The following is an 18,074-nucleotide window of genomic DNA, read 5'->3' as shown; positions in this document are numbered from 1 at the left end:
TTCGATCCTGGCGGCGACAGCGGGATTGCTGCCATGGGGGGAACCCCTGAACGGACCCTGATTCCGGGCAGGGGAGCCCCCGGAGTACACGTGCGGATGATTGGATTGCCACATGTCCTCTTCGGCGCACGTTCCCGCGCGACCCCCGCGTGCCGCGGCACCGCCGCGCCCGCCGTTGAGCCGCGATCGCGACTGCCTGGTCGCCGGCGTCAGCACCGGGCTCGCGCGTCATCTCGGCGTGCGGGTGTGGACCGTGCGGGCACTGTTCATCGCCCTCACCCTGTGCGGCGGCGCAGGAGTGCTCCTCTACGCCTGGTGCTGGATGTTCACGCCGTGGGAGCAGGGGGAGGGTGCGCCGACGAGGCGGATGCCGGTGGCCTGGCTGCTGCTCGCTCCCGCGGCCGTGGGAATGCTCGTCGTGCTGGTCTGGCGCGGGGGCAGCGACTGGTTGAGCGGATCGATCCCGCCGGACCTCGCCGCGTTGGTCGTGGGCGGTACGGCGGCGCTCGCGACGGGTGCCGGGCTCTGGGCCACGCTGATCGACCGCACGGACACGGCGCGAGGACCCCGGCACACCATGAGCATCCGGATCCTCTCGATCCTGCTGCTGGCTCTGCTGTTCACGATCCTGCTGTCCTGGCCCGTCGCCCGATCCGGCGTGGCACTCGTGCTCCTTCCTCTGGCCGGACTCGCGGCCGTGGTGTCGTCGACGTTGATCCCCCGATGGCGTGAGCTCTCGGGTGAGCGCGTGCGCCGCATCCGCGAGGAGCAGCGCAGCCAGATGGCCGCGCACCTGCACGACTCGGTGCTGCAGACGCTGGCGCTGATCCAGAACAGGGCGGGGGCCTCCAGTGAGGCCGCACGCCTCGCCAGGGCGCAGGAGCGCGAGCTGCGCGCGTGGCTGTACGACGGGGACGCCCCTGCCGACAGCGACCTTCCGACAGACCTGCGCGACTATGCGGGAGCGCTCGAGCTCGACTATCCGGTGCGCATCGACGTGGTCTCGGCCGGACTGTCGACCGAACGTGCGAGCGGGGAGCTCGCGGCGGCCGCCAGGGAGGCGATCCTGAACGCAGCCCGTCATGCGGGTGGCGAGATCTCGGTGTACATCGAGGGGAGCGCTTCGGGCGTCGACGTGTTCATCCGTGACCGAGGTGCAGGGTTCCGCCTCGACGACGTGCCCAGCGATCGGCTGGGCGTGCGGGAGTCGATCATCGGGCGCATGCGGCGTGCGGGTGGCAGCGGAGCGGTCCGCAGCGACGAGAACGGCACCGAGGTGCACCTGCGGATCATGACGGGCCCGCTCCAGGATCGCCCGGCCGCGCGGCCGGCACCCGCTCGGGAGGAACAACGTGGCTGACAGCATCCGGGTCGTGATCGTCGACGACCACTCGATCTTCCGCTCCGGCCTGCGTGCCGATCTCGACGCGGGCGTCGACGTGGTCGGCGAAGCGGCCGACGTGCCCTCCGCCATCACCGTGATCGGCGCGACACAGCCGGATGTCGTGCTTCTCGACGTGCATCTCCCGGGCGGAAGCGGCGACGATGCGGCCGGCGGTGAAGCCGTGATCCGCGGTTCGGCACCCACCGGCGCACGGTTCCTCGCGCTGAGCGTCTCGGATGCGGCGGCCGACGTGGTGCGGGTGATCCGTGCGGGGGCCAGGGGCTACATCACCAAGGGCTCGTCCGGCATCGAGGTCAGCAGCGCGGTGCGGGCGGTGGCCGAGGGAGACGCCGTGTTCTCGCCGCGACTCGCCGGCTTCGTGCTGGACGCGTTCGGGGCGGTCTCCGGAGAGACCGCCACCGCGACCGACGAGCTCGACCGGCTCTCGGCGCGCGAGCAGGAGGTCATGCGCCTCATCGCCCGCGGGTACGCCTACAAGGAGGTGGCGTCGGAGCTGTTCATCTCGATCAAGACGGTCGAGACGCACGTGTCATCGGTGCTGCGGAAGCTGCAGCTGTCGTCGCGGCACGAACTCACCGCATGGGCGTCGGAGCGGCGCCTGCTGTGAGCCGGCTCAGGGCTCGGCCGGTCAGGCCGCGAGCCACAGGCCCTTCTGGTCCGTCGCGATGGTGAGTCCCGCGGCGACCGTCTCGTCGTCGCCGATCCTGGCGCCGCGGACGATGCGCGCTCCGGCGCCGATGTCGGTGCGGACACCCACGTAGGCGTGATCGCCGATCGCCGCACCGTGGCCGACGTGCGCGTGCGCGTCGACGAACGCGCCTTCGCCGATCACGGCATCCTCGTCGATCCAGGCGCCGCGGGCGATGGTGGCCCCGGCGCCGACGCGCGCCCCCGGTTCGATATACGCACCGGCCTCGATGTGCGCTTTCGGGTGCACCTTCGCGCCGTGCGCGACGAGACCCCGGCCGTTCGCGTGCTTGCGATACCGCAGCGTCGCGCCCTGGTCGTTCTCGATGTCGACGTAGTTCTTGCCCACGATTCCTCCCGTGCTCCGGAGTTCTCCGGATATATCAACAACCACGGCAGGGGCGGATTCATTCCCGCGGATGGATGTGGTCAGCGCTGGCAGGAGGGGCACCAGAAGGTGACGCGCTCGCGGGTCGGATCGGCGCCCTGCTCGCCGCGTCGGATGAGGGTTCCGCAGCGTCGGCACGGGCGTCCGGCGCGACCGTATACCCAGGTGCCCTGACCCGGGCGATCGATGCCGGTGAAGGTGCGGTGGCGGCGGTCGCGATTGGCGCGGATGGTGCGGACGCCGAGATCGATGAGGGCGGACACATCGACGTCCGGCGTCGGCGTGGTCGGCAGGATTCCGCGTAGGAACAGGAGTTCCGCAGCGTACTCATTGCCGAACCCCGCGACGTTGCGCTGATCGAGGAGCGCGACATGGATGCTGCGCGTATCGGCCCGGAGACGCCTGACCGCTTCGGCCGCGTCCCAGCTGTCGGCGAGGGGATCCGGCCCCAGGTACCCCACGAGCTGGTCCTCGTCGCGCGTGGCGACGACCTCGATCTCGGCGATGTCGACGCCCACGGCTTCACTCCGCGGTGTGCCGACGACGGCGCGCACCTTGAACGCCGGGTGCCGCCACTTCTCTCCCGGGCGGTACGTGAACCAGGCGCCGTCCATGCGCAGATGCGAATGCAGCGTGCTGTCGCCGATGCGCATGAGCAGATGCTTGCCGCGGGGAACCACGCCGTGCACGGGCTGCCCGGTCAGATCGAGCGTGGCGAACCGGGGGACACGGAGGTCGAAGCGGGTGACCTCCGCACCGGCCAGTGCTTCGTCGAGGCGTCGGGCCGTGCGGAAGACCGTGTCGCCCTCGGGCATCAGGAAGCCCCGAGGGGCGCGGGCGGGGGCGGCGTCGGGGTCGTCGTCGTGGGCAGCGCAGCGGTTCCGGCGCGGGTGAGCATGTCCCGCGCGAGCATGGTGCTCCCGGCGACGGCGGCGGGCATGATCGCGACGGCGCCGCCGGGGATGAGGAAGCAGAGCTGGGTCGCGACACCGAAGCCGAGCACCCGTGCGCGGCTGCCGGAGAACAGCACGGCTCGGTCGGCGGGGCTGAGGTCGCGGGCGTCGAAGGCGCGGCCCGTCAGTTCGCGTGCGAGCAGTCGACCGGTGAGCACGACACCGGCGATGGGGCCGAGGAATCCGCCGACGGCCGGGATGAGGCCGATCAGCAGCACGAGGATCGCGATCAGGATGCCGAGCAGCACCAGTCGGAGCCCTTCGCCGAGGGCGCTCCAGAAGCCGCCGCCGTCGGCAGGGGGAGCGTCACCGAGATCGACCTCGACCGCGTGCCAGATGCGCTGATAGAACGGGTCGCCGATCGTCAGGGTCAGAGCGCTGAACACGACGCTGGCCAGGGCGAGCGCCGCCGCGACGATCACGAAGCTCACTGCGGACCGCAGCAGTCCGCGCCACGGTTCGAGCCACCCCTCGGCGAACGGCGTCAGCCAGGTGGAGACCGACGGCAGCGAGATGATCAGCGGCACGAGTGCGGCGGCGAGCAGGATCAGCGCGATGATCGCGGGGATCAGTCCGAGCACCATGAGGCCGGGCCGCGTGCGCCACAGGCCGAATCCCCGCAGCAGCGTACGGATGCCGGCGGCGAACTCTCGGATCATGGCTTCCAGCGTAGAGGCATCGCTCAGACGACCTTGCGGAGGGTGTATCCGCGCGGCGTCGCCACGAAGCCGGCCTCCTGCAGGGCGAGCGCGAGTGCGGTGCCGTAGACCCCCTCGCCGTTGATCTTCTCGACGGTGAGGGTATCCAGGCGTCGGCTGCGCGCGGTGGCAGCGAGGTCGGCGGTGGCGGCACGCAGCACGTCGACGTCATCGCTGAACGACAGCACCGTGCGGCCACCGCGTTCCAGGGAGAGCACCAGGGTGCCGTCGACCAGGACGACCAGACCTCCCGCCTTGCGCCCGGGGCGGTGCGACACCCCGTCGAGCTTGGGCCAGCCGAGAGCCGCACCGTAGGGGTTCGCGGGGTCGGTCGCGGCGAGGGTGACGGCCGTGCGGGGTGGTGGATCGGCGAGGCCCGCGTAGGTGCGCAGTCGGTCGACGGTGCCTGAGGCGGCGAATTGCGCGGCGCCGAGCTTCTCGATCACGTAGCCGCGGCGACAGTGCCCCGCCTCTTCGAAACCGGCGAGCACTCGATAGGCCTGCGCGAAGCCGCCGGGCACGCCTTCGGCCTGCACGGCGCCGCGGGTCACGACGCCGTAGCGGTCGAGCAGGAGGCCGGCGGTGACGGTCGCCCGACGGGAGGGATCGGTCTCGAGTGCGGGCAGCAGCGACCAGCGTCCGCCGATCGACGCGGGCCGCGGTGCGGCGGATCCGGTGAAGGACACGCCGCGGTAGGTGCGGGCACGGGGGGCGCGGCGCTTCACCTTGTGTGCCTGCGAGCCGCCGGCGAGAAGAGAGCGGATCGGGGCGAAGGTGTCGTTGGTGACGTAGCCCGACCACGTCAGCGACCACAGCGCCTCGAGCACGGACTGCTCGTTCTCGGCCGCGGCCATCTCTTTCAGCTGGCCGGCGAAGTAGGCGCCGCCGACGTCGAGGGCGATGAGGATACGTGATTCCAGGGAGTAGGAGGCGATCTCGGCGTCGCGTTCCGGGAGGGTGAAGGGCGCGATGTCGGCGGGATGCAGCGACACCCAGCCGTCGCGCCCCGGAAGCGTGCCGTGCCCCGACCAGATGACCTCGCCGGCGGCCGTCAGCTCATCCAGCATCCCGGGGGAGTAGTCGCGCACGCGGGAGGGGAGGACCAACGATTCCCAGGCGCTCGCGGGAATCGGAACACCGGCGAACTGCTCGATCACGCTGAGCACGCCGTCGACGCCGTCGAGGGGGCGACCGATGTGCTGCCAGTCGGGCAGGAATCGGGCGTACGCCTCGGGGGAGACCGGTTCGACCGATCCACGGATCGCGGCGAGCGAGCGCATCCGCAGGCGGCGCAGCACCTCGGTGTCGCACCATTCGATCGCATCGCCGCTGCCCGCCGCCTCCGGCAGGAAGTAGCCGCTCGTGATCCGCCCCGCGGTCTCGAGGCGCTGCAGGGTGTGCCGGGCCACCGCGGCGCCGAGTCCGAACCGGGCGGCGATGGCATCCGTCGTGAACGGGCCGTGCGTGCGGGCATGGCGGGCGATGAGGTCGCCGAGCGGGTCGGCGACGGGTTCGAGGAAGGCGACAGGGACACCGGTCGGGAGCGCAGCGCCCAGGGCATCGCGCAGGCGTCCTGCATCTTCGATCGCCGCGACCCGGCTCGTGCCGGCGATGGTCACGGGGATCGCCCGGCGCGCGGTGATCAACTCGTCGAGCAGGGCGGCTGCCGAGGTGTCGACGATCGAGTCGGGGTCGAGGCGGGCCGTCGCCTCGTCGGCGTCGAGGGGACCGAGCATCCGCAGCAGGTCGGCGACGCCCTCGAGTCCGCGCGCTCGGCGATCGGGATCGAGACGCTGCGCCTCGCGCTCGAACTGGGCGATCACGTCGGGGTCGAGCAGTTCGCGCAGCTCGACCGTGCCCAGCAGCTCGCCGAGCAGTGCGGGGTCGACCGAGAGAGCGGCCGCTCTGCGCTCGGCGAGAGGGGAGTCGCCCTCGTACATGAAGGCGCCCACGTAGCCGAACAGCAGGTCACGGGCATACGGCGAGGGCTGGCCGGGCTCGGTCTCGACGAGGCGGATGCGGCGGTCGGCGATCGACGTCGCGAGGGTGCGCAACGAGGGGAGGTCGTAGACGTCCTGCAGCACTTCGCGCAGGGTCTCGAGGATCACCGGGAAGGTCGGATGGCGCCTGGCCACCTCGAGCAGCTGAGCCGACCGCTGTCGCTGCTGCCACAGCGGGGTGCGCTTGTTGGGGTTCATGCGGGGCATGAGCAGTGCCCGCGCCGCGCACTCGCGGAAGCGGGACGCGAACAGGGCGGAGCCGCCCACCTCTTCGGTGACCAGGTGTTCCAGCTCGTCGGGCTCGAACACGAACAGCTCTGCGCCGGGCGGCTCGGCCTCGGCATCGGGGATGCGCACGATGATGCCGTCATCGCTCGCGACCGCCGACCCCTCGACGCCGAGGCGCTCACGCACCCGGGCATTGATCGCCAGCGCCCAGGGTGCGTGCACCTTCATGCCGTAGGGGGAATGCAGGATGACACGCCAGTCGCCGACCTCGTCGCGACCGCGTTCGACGGTGAGCGTGCGGTCGGTCGGGAGCGTGCCCGTCGCTTCGCGCTGCTCGGTCAGGTGCGCCATCAGGTTCGCTCGCGCCTGCTCGTCGAGTCCGGCGTCGATCAGTCTCTGCGCCGCCTTCTCGGGCGTGGCCGACGACACCTCGCGGGAGAACGCGCCCAGAGCCTCGCCGAGCTCGAATGGCCGACCGATCCCGTCGCCGTGCCAGAACGGCACCTTGCCCGGCTGCCCGTAGGCAGGGATCACGTTGACGCGGTCGTGGGTGATCTCCGCGATCCGCCAGCTCGTCGTACCGAGCGTGAACACGTCGCCCACCCGCGACTCGTAGACCATCTCCTCGTCGAGCTCGCCGACCCGCGCGCCCGTCGATTCGCCGGCCACGAAGACGCCGAACAGGCCGCGGTCCGGGATCGTGCCGCCACTGGTCACCGCGATCCGTTGTGCTCCCGGTCGCCCGGTCAGCGTGCCGGCATCGCGATCCCACACCAGTCGGGGGCGCAGCTCGGCGAACTCGTCGGACGGGAATCGACCGGCCAGCAGATCGAGCGTCGCCTCGTAGGCCGAACGCGGAAGAGCCTGGAAGGGCGCCGACCGGCGAACCGTCTCGAACCACTCCTCGACGCCGATGGCTCCGAGGGCGCTCGCGGCGACGGTCTGCTGCGCGAGGATGTCGAGCGGGTTGCGCGGCACCTGGATCGCCTCGATCTTGCCCGCGAGCATCCGCTCGGTGACGATCGCGGTGTGCAGCACGTCGCCGCGGTGCTTCGGGAAGAGCGCGGCGCGACTGATCTCGCCCACCTGGTGACCGGCGCGGCCCACCCGCTGCAGACCGGAGGCCGCCGAGGGCGGTGCCTCGACCTGGATCACGAGGTCGACCGCTCCCATGTCGATGCCGAGCTCGAGGCTGCTCGTCGCGACGACGCAGCGCAGCACGCCGGACTTGAGCTCTTCCTCGACCTGCGCGCGCTGCTCCTTCGAGACTGAACCGTGGTGCGCCTTCGCGAGCACGGGATCGGCACCTGCGGTCGCTCCGGCCTGCGCCATCATGGCGGCGGGTACGGTCGCCGCCGGAAGTTCGACGCCGATCCGCTCGGAGTAGATCTCGTTCAGACGCCCGGTGAGGCGCTCGGCGAGCCGACGGGAGTTGGCGAACACGATCGTCGAGTTGTTCTGCAGGATGCGGTCGACGATCGCCTCCTCGACGTGCGGCCAGACCGAGCCGGTGACCTCGGAGTACTCGGCATCGGCGGCATCCCCCGGCACACCGGGAGGGGGCGGCGGGTTGGTCATGTCATCCATCGGCACGACCACGCCGAGCTCGAAGGTCTTGGATGCGGGGGGCGCGACGATCTCGACCGGAGCCGAGCCGCCGAGGAACCGGGCGACCTCGTCGATCGGGCGGACGGTGGCCGAGAGCCCGATGCGCTGCGCGGGAGTCTCGATGCCGTTCGCGCGGCGCAGCGCGTCGAGGCGCTCCAGGCTCACGGCGAGGTGCGCGCCGCGCTTGGTGGCGGCGACCGCGTGCACCTCGTCGATGATCACGGTGTGCACGCCGCGCAGCGTCTCACCTGCGCGGCTCGTCAGCATGAGGTACAGAGACTCGGGGGTCGTGATGAGGATGTCGGGCGGGTCGGACACGAGCTTGCGTCGGTCGCTCGAGGTCGTGTCGCCCGAGCGCACGCCGACCGTCACCGCCGGCGCCGGGACTCCGAGCCGTCTGGCCGACTGTCCGATGCCGATCAGGGGCGAGCGGAGGTTGCGCTCGACGTCGACGCCGAGCGCTTTCAACGGAGAGATGTAGAGGATGCGCGTGCGTGGCTCGCCCTTCGCCGGAGGGGCGGTCTCCGCCATGCGCTCCCGGAAGACGCTGTCGATCGCCCACAGGAACGCCGACAGTGTCTTGCCCGACCCGGTCGGTGCCACCACGAGTGCGTGCTTGCCCGCGGAGATCGCATTCCAGGCGCCTGCCTGCGCCGGCGTGGGCGCGGCGAAGGCCCCCCGGAACCAGTCCTGCGTCGCGGAGGTGAAACGGTCGAGCACGTCGCTCATCACTCCATCTTCGTCGAGGCCGGGGACATCGGGGTCGTGACGATGTCGGCGGAAGGCGGGATGTTCGCATGCGCACACCTCCCGCGACCGCGAAGGGACGGCTTTCGGCAGAGGTCGTTCCCCCGCATCGCGGCGACGACGAGGCGTCGTACCTCGGTACGACGCCCCTCGACAGTGGGCACTCCGGGCCGACGCGACCGGGTTCCCTCCGCTCATACCGTCTCCCTATGCCCACCGAAAACACCGCCTCTCACCCTGCCGGGACCACTCTCCGCATCATCGCCTCGATCGTCGGAAGCCTGCTCGTCGCCGTCGCGCTGACCATCATCTGGGTCGCCCGTCTGAGCATCGACCGCGTCCTGTATGTGAGCGGACTCGGAGCCGACGGCGAGCCGACCGCGGGATGGTTCGAGCTCGCACTGCTGCTCCTCGTCACCGGTGGCTTCGCTGTGGCCTGGGCCTCGCGCGGGCTGCGTTCGACGGTGCCGTGGTTGAGCATCTGGTCGCCGTCGTTCTCGGTGGCGATGGCATCATCGCTGTTCCTGGTGGCCTCGCAGGTCACGTGCACGACCGGGTGCCCGCTGCCGGTGGGGCCCGCGTTCACCTGGCAGGATCTGGTGCACACCACGGTCGCCGTGCTCGCCTTCGCCCTGGCCGCGTTCGCGATGCTGCAGGTCTCCTTCGTCGAAGGTCGGCGCACGCTCCGGGTGCTCTCGCTCGGCGCGGGCATCTCGACGGCCGTGATCGCCGCGGCGGGAGGCATCCTCTCCCTGCTGCAGTTCCGCACGGACATCGGCAGCATCTTCGAGCTCGTCGCGACCACCATCGGCATGGGGTGGCTCGCGATCCTCGGAATGGACACGGCGGTCGCGCAGCGGCGTCGACGGGTGCGGCGCGAGACGTGGAAACCGGTGGCGCCGACCCTCGACCCGCATCAGAGCACCGCGCGTCGCACCGCGACGGGTGCGCTCGTCGCCGTCTCCCGCTGAGGAACCCGACGTGCGATGCGTAGAGTCGTCATATGCGAGAGTCAGCATCCGTCGGCGAGAGCGGGGTCCGGTCGGTGGACCTGCCGCGGCCGCCGGGGATTGTCCGGCGGTTCTGGGGAAACCACCCCTGGCTCTTCGACGGTCTGCTCGCCTTCGCCTACCTCGTCGTGAGCGTGTTCTGGGCGGTCGTCGCTCCCCTCTCCTCGGGCGACTGGTCCCCGCTCGCTCCGATCGTCGTCCCTATCGTGCTGGGCGTGCTCGCGGCGATCGGACTCCTCTTCCGCAGGTATCGACCGTGGCTCACGTTCGGGGTCTTCGCGGTCGTCGCGGTCGTGGCGCTCATCGCCGACACGCCTGCCGAGCCGATCGGCGTCGGCTTCGCCCTCTACGCGCTCTTCGTCTACCGCTCGAACCGCAGCGGATGGATCGCCTTCGCGGTGACGGTGCTGGCCGGGGTCGTGGTGCTCCCCGCTCTGGACTGGCTGCGCCGCGGTGCCCCCGATGGCGGCTTCACGTATGTGCCGGGCAGCCTGCTGTTCCTCGTCGTGATGTTGATCGCCGCGCTCCTCGGAGTCACCGTGGGTGACCGGCGGCGCTACATCGGGGCGATCCTCGACCGCGCCAACCAGCTCGCACGCGAACGTGACCAGCAGGCGCGGATCGCGACGCTGGCCGAGCGTGCGAGGATCACTCGCGAGATCCACGACGTCGTCGCGCACAGCGTGTCGGTCATGGTGTCGCTCGCCGACGGCGCCGGCGCGCTCGCGGAGAAGGATCCGCAGCGTTCGCGCAGCGCCATCCAGGAGATCGGCGAGGTCGGACGGCAATCGCTCGTCGAGATGCGCCAGCTGCTGGGCGCGCTCGGCGACGACGCGGACGACGGCGAGGAGCAGAGCCCGCTGCGCCCCAACCCCGGACTGACGGAACTCACGCCGCTGGTCGAGACCTTCCGCTCCGCGGGTCTGCCGGTGACGGTGCATATGCAAGGGGCGGCGCCCGGGGCACCGGCGCTGCAGAACACGATCCACCGCATCGTGCAGGAGGCGCTCACGAATGCGCTGCGCTATGCCAAGGACCCGCGTGAGGTGCTCGTGAGTCTCGATTTCCGTGGAGAGGTCCTCGTGATCGAGGTCACCGATGACGGCCGGCAGGGCCCGCCGGCGGTCTCGGTCGGATCGGGCCGCGGCCTCGTGGGCGTGCGGGAACGCGCGCGGCTGGCCGGCGGGACGGTCGACGCCGGTCCGCTCCCCGAGGGCGGATGGCGCGTGCGGGTGGAACTTCCCGAACAGGAGGAACAGGGATGACCGAGGAGAAGATCCGGCTGCTCATCGTGGACGACCACGAGTTGATCCGTCGCGGCATGCGGATGGTGCTCGATGCCGAAGATGACATGCAGGTGGTCGGGGAGGCCGTCTCAGGAGCGGAGGCCGTGCACCTCGCGGCCGATCTGCGACCCGATGTGATCCTGATGGACATCCGGATGCCGGAGATGGACGGTATCGAGGCGACCAGGCGCATCGTGCGGAGCACGCCGTCGAGCCGGGTGCTGGTGCTCACGACCTTCGACCTCGACGAGTACGCGTTCGGCAGCCTCCGCGCAGGAGCGAGCGGGTTCCTGCTGAAGAACACCCCGCCCGCGCAGCTGACCGCCGCGATCCGCGCGATCGCCGCCGGTGACGCCCTTGTCTCGCCGCGCGTCACACGGTCGATGCTCGACTTGTTCGCCACCCGTCTTCCCCGACAGGCCGAGGCGGTCGATTCACGGGTGGACGTGTTGACCGAACGCGAGCGGGATGTCTTCCTCGCGATCGCCAAGGGATACAACAACACCGAGATCGGCGAGAGCCTGTTCGTGTCGGAGTCGACGGTGAAGACCCACGTCGGCCGCATCCTGCTCAAGCTCGATCTGCGCGACCGCGTGCAGGCCGTCATCCTCGCCTACGAGGTCGGCCTGGTCTGACGGTTCCGGTGCGACGACGGCGCGCGCCGAGGAAACGGAGTCCCGGCGCGCGTCGTCGTCTTCCGCGCGTTGTCGTCCTCCCGCGCGTCACTGCTCCAGCGAGACCTCCTGGAGCGCGCCGTCGGCGTCGATCTGGAGTGTCAGATCGAGGTCGAGCCGCCGCAGGAACGCATCGTCGTGACTCACGATGAGCACGGCCCCGCGGTAGGCGCGGAGGGCGTCGACGAGTTGGTCGACCGTGTCGAGGTCGAGGTTGTTCGTCGGCTCGTCCAGCACCACGAGGTGGGGTGCCGGGTCGGCGAGCAGCAGCTTCGCCAGCGCGACGCGGAAGCGTTCGCCACCGGAGAGGGCGGCGACCGGTCGCTCGGCGGTGGCCCCTCGGATGAGGAACCGCGCGAGGCGGTTGCGCAGCTCCTTCTCCGGGACGTGCGGCGCCGCGGCCGCGATGTTCTCGAACACCGACCGCTCCTCGTCGAGGCCGTCGACCCGCTGCGGCAGGTAGCCGATCAGGTCGGTATGGGCTTCGGCATGCAGGGCTGGCCGTACGGAACTCAGGACCTCCGTCTCGGATCCGCTTCCTTCCCGCCCCTGCGGCCCGACGGGAGTCATTGCTCCTGAGCTGTGAACGCCGGTGGCGACCAACCGCTCCAGCAGCGTGGTCTTCCCCGCGCCGTTGCGTCCGATCAGCGCGACCCGCTCCGGCCCCTGGATCACCCACGCGCGTTCGTGATCGCCGACCGTCGCGATGCGGCGGCTGCGCGACACCTGCGGGTCGGGCAGCTCGATCTTCATCGACGAATCGGAGCGTACCCGTCGCCCGGCCTCGTCGAGAACCGAGCGCGCGGCATCCTCCTTCGCTCCCACCTCGGTGCGGAGCCTGCCGGCCGATACCTCGGCGGCCATCTTCCGGCCGTGCGCGACGATCTTCGGGACCCGCTTCTCGATCTCCGCCTTCTTCGCCGTGCGCGCGCGGTGGGCGAGCTTCACCTCGGCTTCGATCCGCTGCCGTTTCTCCTTGCGGAGCACCTGGGCGGCGGTGACCTCGGCCTGCTTCGCGGCATCCTGCTCGGCGTCCAGCCACGCACGCCATTCCGAATACGGACCGCCGAACACGCTCAAGGTCTGGGCGTAGAGCTCGGCGGTATCGTCCATCAGCTCGAGCAGCGACAGGTCGTGGCTGACGACGATGAGCGTGCCTTTCCAGGCGCGCACCATCGCCGCGAGCTTCGCCCTGGCGTCACGGTCGAGGTTGTTGGTCGGCTCGTCGAGGAGCGTGATCGGTGCGCGGCGCAGGCGGATGCCGGCGATCGCCACGAGCACGGCCTCCCCGCCGGAGAGCTCTCCGACCCTGCGGTCGAGGAAGTCCGGCGCGAGACCGGCCTCCGCCAGGGACGCCTCGGCGCGCGCCTCGATGTCCCAGTCGTCGCCGACCGCGTCGAAGTGGGCGGGATCGACGTCGCCGGCGCTGATCGCCCGCACGGCGTCGAGCGCCTCCGACACTCCGAGAAGCTCGGCGACGCGGCGGTCGACATCGAGAGTCAGCTGCTGCGGAAGGTACGCGACCTCGCCGGATGCCGTGACCATGCCCGAGGTCGGTTCGAGCTCGCCGGCCATCAGCCGCAGCAACGTCGACTTGCCCGCGCCGTTGCGACCGACCAGGCCGGTGCGTCCAGAGCCGAATGCGCCCGAGACGCCGTCGAGCGCGACCGAGCCGTCGGGCCAGGTGAAGGTGAGCCGGTCGAGGATGACCGACGCGTGAAGAGTGGTGGGAGTTGACATGAGTGTCTCCTGTCGAGTGCGAGGGTGCACTGACACCGAGCCCCTGCCGGGCCGTGACACGCGTCACAGGATGCGAGAGGAGAGGGTCTGCCGTGGAGTCGGCGATCGTCGGGTCAGCGCGCGGAAAGAAGAGCGCGGAGGCGACGGATCAGATCAAAGGACTTCCAGACACGGCGGACAGGACTCCCCGACGATACCCGGGGCTGTCAGGATCGCGCAACCCCCGGGCGTGTCGGACATCCGTCGTGCGGGGGATGCCGTCGAGCCTGCGGATCCGTACCGTGGAGTCATGGCAGATCAGGATCCGAGTCCGCAGGAGTCGCGTTCGCGCATGGGCCTGGGTGTGGGGCTCGCGCTCGGGGTGGCGATCGGAGCGTCGATGGGTGCCGCCCTGCAGAACTGGGCGCTCGGTATCGGGATCGGAGTGGCGATCGGTGTCGCGCTCTCCGTCGCCATCACGTCGGGCGGGGGTTCCCGCCCGGGAAGCCAGCCTGAGGGCGACCCTGACGACGGCCCTGACAGCGACGGCCCTGACGGCGACGACACCGACGACGGCCCTGACGGCGATCCCGGCGCTTCCGCGGAGAAGCCAGAGAAGAAGCCCGAGCTCTGATCAGCCGGTGGTGATCCCCTCCAGCCACTTCGTGAGGAACCGGTGCACGTCGGTCAGCTCCTCCTCGGAGATGCTGTGCGTGAGGCCGGTGTACACCCGTCCGGAAAGCTCGGAGTGCGCAGGCAGCCACTGCGCGGTGTGATCGATCAACGCGGGCGGGATGACGTCGTCGTGCGTGCCCCGACCCCAGAACACGTGCGGGCGCAGTTCTGCCAGCGACTCGTCGTTCGGCAGCTCGCCCGGTGCCGCGTAGCCGCTCAGGACCGCGACGGCTCCGAAGCGCTCCGGTGCCAGGCGCAGAGCCTGCAGCGACACCGCCGCGCCCTGAGAGAAGCCGAGCAGGGCGACCGAGGGAGCATCGACCGCCGCGGTGTCGAGCCAGCGCAGGAAGGCCTCCGCCGCGGCGGTCACGGCCTCGGAGCTGCGCCCGTCGAGCCCCTCGATCGGATACCAGGAGCGCCCGGGCATCGGCCACGGGGGTGCGAGGGGCGCAGCGACGGATGCGGCGGCGATGCCCTCGGGGAGGAAGGGGACGAGTCCGAACAGGTCGTGCTCGTCGGCGCCGTAGCCGTGCAGCAGGACCAGCAGTGGCATCCCCGCGCGGTCGGGGGACGACCATCGGGTCGCGGTGTCGTCGATCGTCAGGTTCTCGCTCACACCGTCATCCTGCCAGGGGCGACCGACGTGCGCGCGGTGTCGGTTCGCAGAAGCGGCTGGTAGAAAGGACACATGGCCGTCCGCACACCTGATCCCGATCCGGAGCCCGATGACGACGGTCTCGGTGACTTCCCGGATTCGAACCGGCCCGCGCCCGACGCGAATCCCGGCTGGCTGAGCGAGTTCGAGCTCGAAGAGGCTCGGCGCCGTCTGCCGATGCTCTACGTCGAGGCGATCCCGGTGCGCACCGACGGCTCCGGCCAGGTGATCGAGATCGGCATCCTGCTGCGCTCCACTCCGATGGGCGAGATGACCCGCACGATCGTGTCCGGTCGCGTCCGCTTCGGTGAGACGATCCGCGACGCCCTCTTCCGACACGTCGAGAACGACCTGGGCCCGATGGCCTTCCCGCTGCTGCCGCCGCAGCCGCTGCCGTTCACGGTGGCCGAGTACTTCCCGATCCCCGGGGTGAGTGCGTTCCACGACGATCGGCAGCACGCCGTGTCGCTGGCGTTCGTGGTGCCGGTGACGGGAACGTGCGAGCCGCGTCAGGACGCTCTCGAGGTCACCTGGTTCTCGCCGGAGGCCGCCGGTTCCGACGCGGTCGCCGCCGAGATGGAGAACGGCCGGGGCACGCTCATCCGACAGGCTCTCGCGAGCCTCGGTCTGCTGCGCTGACGTCCGCTGCGCTGACGTCCGCTGCGCTGACGTCCGCTGCGCTGACGTCTTCTGCGCTGACGCTCGCGGAGGGTCAGGCCGTGGTGAGGCGGGAGAGTTCGGCGACGAACGCGTCGACGTCCGCTTCCTCGGTATCGAAGCCGCACATCCACCGCACCTCCTTGCGCGCCGCATCCCAGTCGTAGAAGCGGAACGAGTCGCGGAGCTGGTCGGCGACGCCGTCGGGGAGCGTGGCGAACACGCCGTTGGACTGGGTCGGCTGGGTGAATCCGACGCCCCGGATGGAGCCGTCGGCGATGCCGGCCTCGATCTCGGAGCGCAGACGCGCAGCCATGGCGTTGGCGTGCTGGGCGTTGCGCAACCAGAGGTCGCTCTCGAGCAGGGCGATCAGCTGCGCCGACACGAACCGCATCTTCGACGACAGCTGCATGTTGAACTTGCGCGAGTACTTCAGTCCGTGGGAGGCCTCGGGGTTCAGCACGACGATCGCCTCGCCGAGCATGGCACCGTTCTTCGTCCCGCCGAAGGTGAGCACGTCGACACCCGCGTCACGGGTGAACGCGCGCAGCGGCAGGTCGAGGGCGGCAGCGGCGTTCGAGAGGCGTGCGCCGTCGAGGTGCAGCTTCATGCCGCGCTCATGCACGTGGTCGGCGATCGTGCGGATCTCTTCGGCCGTGTACAGCGTGCCGAGCTCGGTGGTCTGAGTGATCGAGACGACCAGCGGCTGCGCCCGGTGCTCGTCGCCCCAGCCCCAGGCCTCGCGGTCGATCAGCTCGGGGGTGAGCTTGCCGTCGTCGGTGGCGACCGTGAGCAGCTTGAAGCCGCCGATCTTCTCGGGCGCCGCAGCCTCGTCGACGTTGATGTGCGCGGTGGAGGCGGCGATCACCGCGCCCCAACGCGGCAGCATCGACTGCAGGCCGGTCACGTTCGCGCCGGTGCCGTTGAACACCGGGAACGCCTCCACGCCCTCGCCGAAGTGCTCCTGGAAGACCTCCTGCAGGCGCGCGGTGTACGCGTCCTCGCCGTAGGCGCTCTGGTGGCCGCCGTTCGCCGCGACGATCGCCGCAAGGATCTCGGGGTGGATACCGGAGTAGTTGTCACTGGCGAAGCCCCGGATCGCGGGGTCATGCTGGATGCTCACCTCCCCAGCCTAATTGTCCGGCCGGTGCTCGCGGTGCGACGACGATGCTCTGTCCGGAGAGGGGCTTCCGGATGTCGGAGGCCGGTCCTACCCTCTTAGGCATGCAGCGCACCGCAGCGAAGATGGCCTTCGCCAACGTCCTCGTCAACACGCTCATCGCGAACGTGACGACGAGCTTCCTGTGGTTCGCGCTCACGTTCTGGGTCTACATCGAGACGCAGTCGGTGCTGGCCACGGGCATCATCGGCGGTGCCTACATGCTGTTCGTCGCGTTCTTCGCGATGGCGTTCGGCACGATCGTCGATCGAAACCGCAAGCACACCGTCATGGTGATCTCGAGCGTCATCTCGGCTGTCGCTTTCCTGGTGGCCGGGGTGCTCTACCTCTGGCAGCCCGAGGCGGCCCTGCTCGACCTGGGAGGACCGTGGTTCTGGCTGTTCTCTGGCATCATCCTGTTCGGCGGAGTCATCGAGCAGCTGCGCAACATCGCGCTGTCCACGACGGTCACCCTGCTCATCCCCGAAGAGAGACGTGCGAACGCCAACGGCCTGGTCGGCACGGTGCAGGGCATCGCCTTCCTCGTCACGAGCGTGTTCTCGGGACTCTCGATCGGCTTCCTCGGCATGGGGTGGACGCTCGCGATCGCGATCGCCGCCATGGCGCTCACGTTCGTGCATCTGCTGTTCGTACGCATCCCCGAGGGCAATCCGGAGCCCGACCCGAACGCGTCGAGCGCGCTCGACTTCCGGGGGAGCGTGCGGGCCATCCGGCTGGCTCCCGGCCTCTTCGCACTGATCATCTTCTCCACGTTCAACAACCTCATCGGCGGCGTCTACATGGCGCTCATGGATCCTTACGGGCTGACGCTCTTCGACGCCCAGACCTGGGGATTCGCCCTGGCGTTCGCGTCGACCGGATTCCTGGTCGGCGGGGGACTCGTGGCCAAGTTCGGTCTCGGTCCGAAGCCGATGCGCACGATGCTGCTCGTGGTCATCGCGATGGGGCTGCTGGGCTCCGTGTTCATGCTGCGGGAGTGGTGGCCGCTGTATGTGGTCGGCATGTGGGTGTACATGGCGCTGGTGCCTCCGGTGGAGGCGGCCGAGCAGACCGTGATCCAGAAGGTCGTGCCGTTCGAGCGGCAGGGGCGCGTGTTCGGAGTGGCCGCCGCGATGGAGGCGGCAGCGGCCCCGATCACCGCATTCCTGATCGCACCGATCGCCGAGTTCCTGATCATCCCGTACATGGACACGGCGCAGGGGCAGCGGCAGTGGGGGTGGCTGCTCGGCGAGGGAGAGGCTCGAGGCATCGCGCTCATCTGCCTGTTCGCCGGACTGATCATGGTCGTCGCCGCCACCCTGGCCTTCTTCACCCGCTCGTATCGCAAGCTCACAGAGCTGTACGCAGAGGCTCCGGAGCAGGAGGTCGCGGGGGCGGAGGAGGAGATCTCGGACCGGACACCGGACGATGACGAGACCGAGCCCGTCGTGACCCGGCGTGCGGACGCACCGCCCGTCGTGCCGGGGATGCCCCCCGAATCCGGGGGACCGCGTCGGTGATCCCG

15 protein-coding genes are annotated in these 18,074 nt (G+C 70.2%); 8 read left to right on the top strand and 7 right to left on the bottom strand.

Translation table 11 applies throughout. From position 1 onward, the window contains the following. The first annotated feature begins 112 nt into the window (after window positions 1-112). Window positions 113-1,360 (top strand): ATP-binding protein, encoded by a 1,248-nt coding sequence (locus L687_RS38585; protein WP_021201191.1) that lies wholly within the window; start codon window positions 113-115, stop codon window positions 1,358-1,360. After that, complete coding sequence (locus L687_RS38580) at window positions 1,353-2,012, top strand: LuxR C-terminal-related transcriptional regulator (RefSeq protein ID WP_021201190.1); 660 nt, start codon at window positions 1,353-1,355, stop codon at window positions 2,010-2,012. Before L687_RS38585 ends, L687_RS38580 begins: the two co-directional genes overlap by 8 nt. Window positions 2,013-2,033: 21 nt before the next feature. Here L687_RS38580 and L687_RS38575 read toward each other — a convergent pair whose 3' ends face one another. The 4 genes from L687_RS38575 to L687_RS38560 form a co-directional block, all read right to left on the bottom strand. After that, window positions 2,034-2,441 carry a DapH/DapD/GlmU-related protein gene (locus tag L687_RS38575; protein WP_017829277.1) on the bottom strand — a complete coding sequence of 136 codons (408 nt, stop codon included), beginning with the start codon at window positions 2,439-2,441 and terminating at the stop codon, window positions 2,034-2,036. 80 nt (window positions 2,442-2,521) lie between these two features. Beyond that, on the bottom strand, window positions 2,522-3,295 hold the full coding sequence (locus L687_RS38570; protein WP_021201189.1) for a DNA-formamidopyrimidine glycosylase family protein: 774 nt from the start codon (window positions 3,293-3,295) through the stop codon (window positions 2,522-2,524). Beyond that, window positions 3,295-4,092 (bottom strand): EI24 domain-containing protein, encoded by a 798-nt coding sequence (locus L687_RS38565; protein WP_021201188.1) that lies wholly within the window; start codon window positions 4,090-4,092, stop codon window positions 3,295-3,297. The genes L687_RS38570 and L687_RS38565 overlap by 1 nt, the downstream gene beginning before the upstream one ends. 23 nt (window positions 4,093-4,115) lie before the next feature. After that, a complete protein-coding gene (locus L687_RS38560) occupies window positions 4,116-8,696 on the bottom strand; it encodes an ATP-dependent helicase (protein ID WP_021201187.1) in 4,581 nt (1,526 codons plus the stop codon). Window positions 8,697-8,923: 227 nt separating this feature from the next. On the opposite strand from L687_RS38560, the gene L687_RS0122045 reads away from it, so the two are divergent. From L687_RS0122045 to L687_RS38550, 3 genes are read left to right on the top strand one after another with little or no spacing between them, the layout of a single operon-like run. Next, entirely contained in the window at window positions 8,924-9,685 is a 762-nt protein-coding gene (locus L687_RS0122045) for a DUF998 domain-containing protein (RefSeq protein ID WP_200861074.1), read from the top strand. A gap of 32 nt (window positions 9,686-9,717) precedes the next feature. Beyond that, on the top strand, window positions 9,718-10,989 hold the full coding sequence (locus tag L687_RS38555) for a sensor histidine kinase (RefSeq protein WP_021201185.1): 1,272 nt from the start codon (window positions 9,718-9,720) through the stop codon (window positions 10,987-10,989). Continuing rightward, on the top strand, window positions 10,986-11,645 hold the full coding sequence (locus L687_RS38550; protein ID WP_021201184.1) for a response regulator: 660 nt from the start codon (window positions 10,986-10,988) through the stop codon (window positions 11,643-11,645). Before L687_RS38555 ends, L687_RS38550 begins: the two co-directional genes overlap by 4 nt. An 87-nt stretch (window positions 11,646-11,732) precedes the next feature. Here the strand turns inward: L687_RS38550 and L687_RS38545 are convergent, their stop codons facing one another. Further along, on the bottom strand, window positions 11,733-13,424 hold the full coding sequence (locus L687_RS38545) for an ABC-F family ATP-binding cassette domain-containing protein (RefSeq protein ID WP_021201183.1): 1,692 nt from the start codon (window positions 13,422-13,424) through the stop codon (window positions 11,733-11,735). 289 nt (window positions 13,425-13,713) lie between these two features. Between L687_RS38545 and L687_RS38540 the strand changes: the two genes are divergently transcribed. Then, window positions 13,714-14,037 carry a hypothetical protein gene (locus L687_RS38540; RefSeq protein ID WP_152525970.1) on the top strand — a complete coding sequence of 108 codons (324 nt, stop codon included), beginning with the start codon at window positions 13,714-13,716 and terminating at the stop codon, window positions 14,035-14,037. Here the strand turns inward: L687_RS38540 and L687_RS38535 are convergent, their stop codons facing one another. Further along, window positions 14,038-14,694 carry an alpha/beta hydrolase gene (locus L687_RS38535; RefSeq protein WP_021201181.1) on the bottom strand — a complete coding sequence of 219 codons (657 nt, stop codon included), beginning with the start codon at window positions 14,692-14,694 and terminating at the stop codon, window positions 14,038-14,040. Between the two features lie 72 nt (window positions 14,695-14,766). Between L687_RS38535 and L687_RS38530 the strand changes: the two genes are divergently transcribed. Next, window positions 14,767-15,372, top strand: a complete 606-nt coding sequence (locus tag L687_RS38530) for an NUDIX hydrolase family protein (RefSeq protein ID WP_021201180.1) — start codon at window positions 14,767-14,769, stop codon at window positions 15,370-15,372. A 73-nt stretch (window positions 15,373-15,445) separates the two neighbouring features. On the opposite strand, the gene L687_RS38525 is transcribed toward L687_RS38530, so the two are convergent. Further along, a complete protein-coding gene (locus tag L687_RS38525) occupies window positions 15,446-16,513 on the bottom strand; it encodes a threonine aldolase family protein (protein WP_021201179.1) in 1,068 nt (355 codons plus the stop codon). 101 nt (window positions 16,514-16,614) lie between these two features. Here L687_RS38525 and L687_RS38520 point away from each other — a divergent pair, with 101 nt between their 5' ends. Then, complete coding sequence (locus tag L687_RS38520; RefSeq protein ID WP_021201178.1) at window positions 16,615-18,069, top strand: MFS transporter; 1,455 nt, start codon at window positions 16,615-16,617, stop codon at window positions 18,067-18,069. Window positions 18,070-18,074: the final 5 nt, after the last annotated feature.

It is taken from the genome of Microbacterium maritypicum MF109 (assembly GCF_000455825.1).
Lineage (GTDB): Bacteria > Actinomycetota > Actinomycetes > Actinomycetales > Microbacteriaceae > Microbacterium > Microbacterium maritypicum_A.
This window is presented reverse-complemented; position numbering and strand designations above follow the sequence as displayed.

What these genes read in the sequence shown, in the direction of transcription:
- L687_RS38585 (WP_021201191.1), top strand. Translation starts at nt 113, where the DNA reads ATGTCCTCTTCGGCGCACGTTCCCGCGCGACCCCCGCGTGCCGCGGCA.
- L687_RS38570 (WP_021201189.1), bottom strand. Translation starts at nt 3,295, where the DNA reads ATGCCCGAGGGCGACACGGTCTTCCGCACGGCCCGACGCCTCGACGAA.
- L687_RS38565 (WP_021201188.1), bottom strand. Translation starts at nt 4,092, where the DNA reads ATGATCCGAGAGTTCGCCGCCGGCATCCGTACGCTGCTGCGGGGATTC.
- L687_RS38560 (WP_021201187.1), bottom strand. Translation starts at nt 8,696, where the DNA reads ATGAGCGACGTGCTCGACCGTTTCACCTCCGCGACGCAGGACTGGTTC.
- L687_RS0122045 (WP_200861074.1), top strand. Translation starts at nt 8,924, where the DNA reads ATGCCCACCGAAAACACCGCCTCTCACCCTGCCGGGACCACTCTCCGC.
- L687_RS38555 (WP_021201185.1), top strand. Translation starts at nt 9,718, where the DNA reads ATGCGAGAGTCAGCATCCGTCGGCGAGAGCGGGGTCCGGTCGGTGGAC.
- L687_RS38550 (WP_021201184.1), top strand. Translation starts at nt 10,986, where the DNA reads ATGACCGAGGAGAAGATCCGGCTGCTCATCGTGGACGACCACGAGTTG.
- L687_RS38545 (WP_021201183.1), bottom strand. Translation starts at nt 13,424, where the DNA reads ATGTCAACTCCCACCACTCTTCACGCGTCGGTCATCCTCGACCGGCTC.
- L687_RS38540 (WP_152525970.1), top strand. Translation starts at nt 13,714, where the DNA reads ATGGCAGATCAGGATCCGAGTCCGCAGGAGTCGCGTTCGCGCATGGGC.
- L687_RS38530 (WP_021201180.1), top strand. Translation starts at nt 14,767, where the DNA reads ATGGCCGTCCGCACACCTGATCCCGATCCGGAGCCCGATGACGACGGT.
- L687_RS38520 (WP_021201178.1), top strand. Translation starts at nt 16,615, where the DNA reads ATGCAGCGCACCGCAGCGAAGATGGCCTTCGCCAACGTCCTCGTCAAC.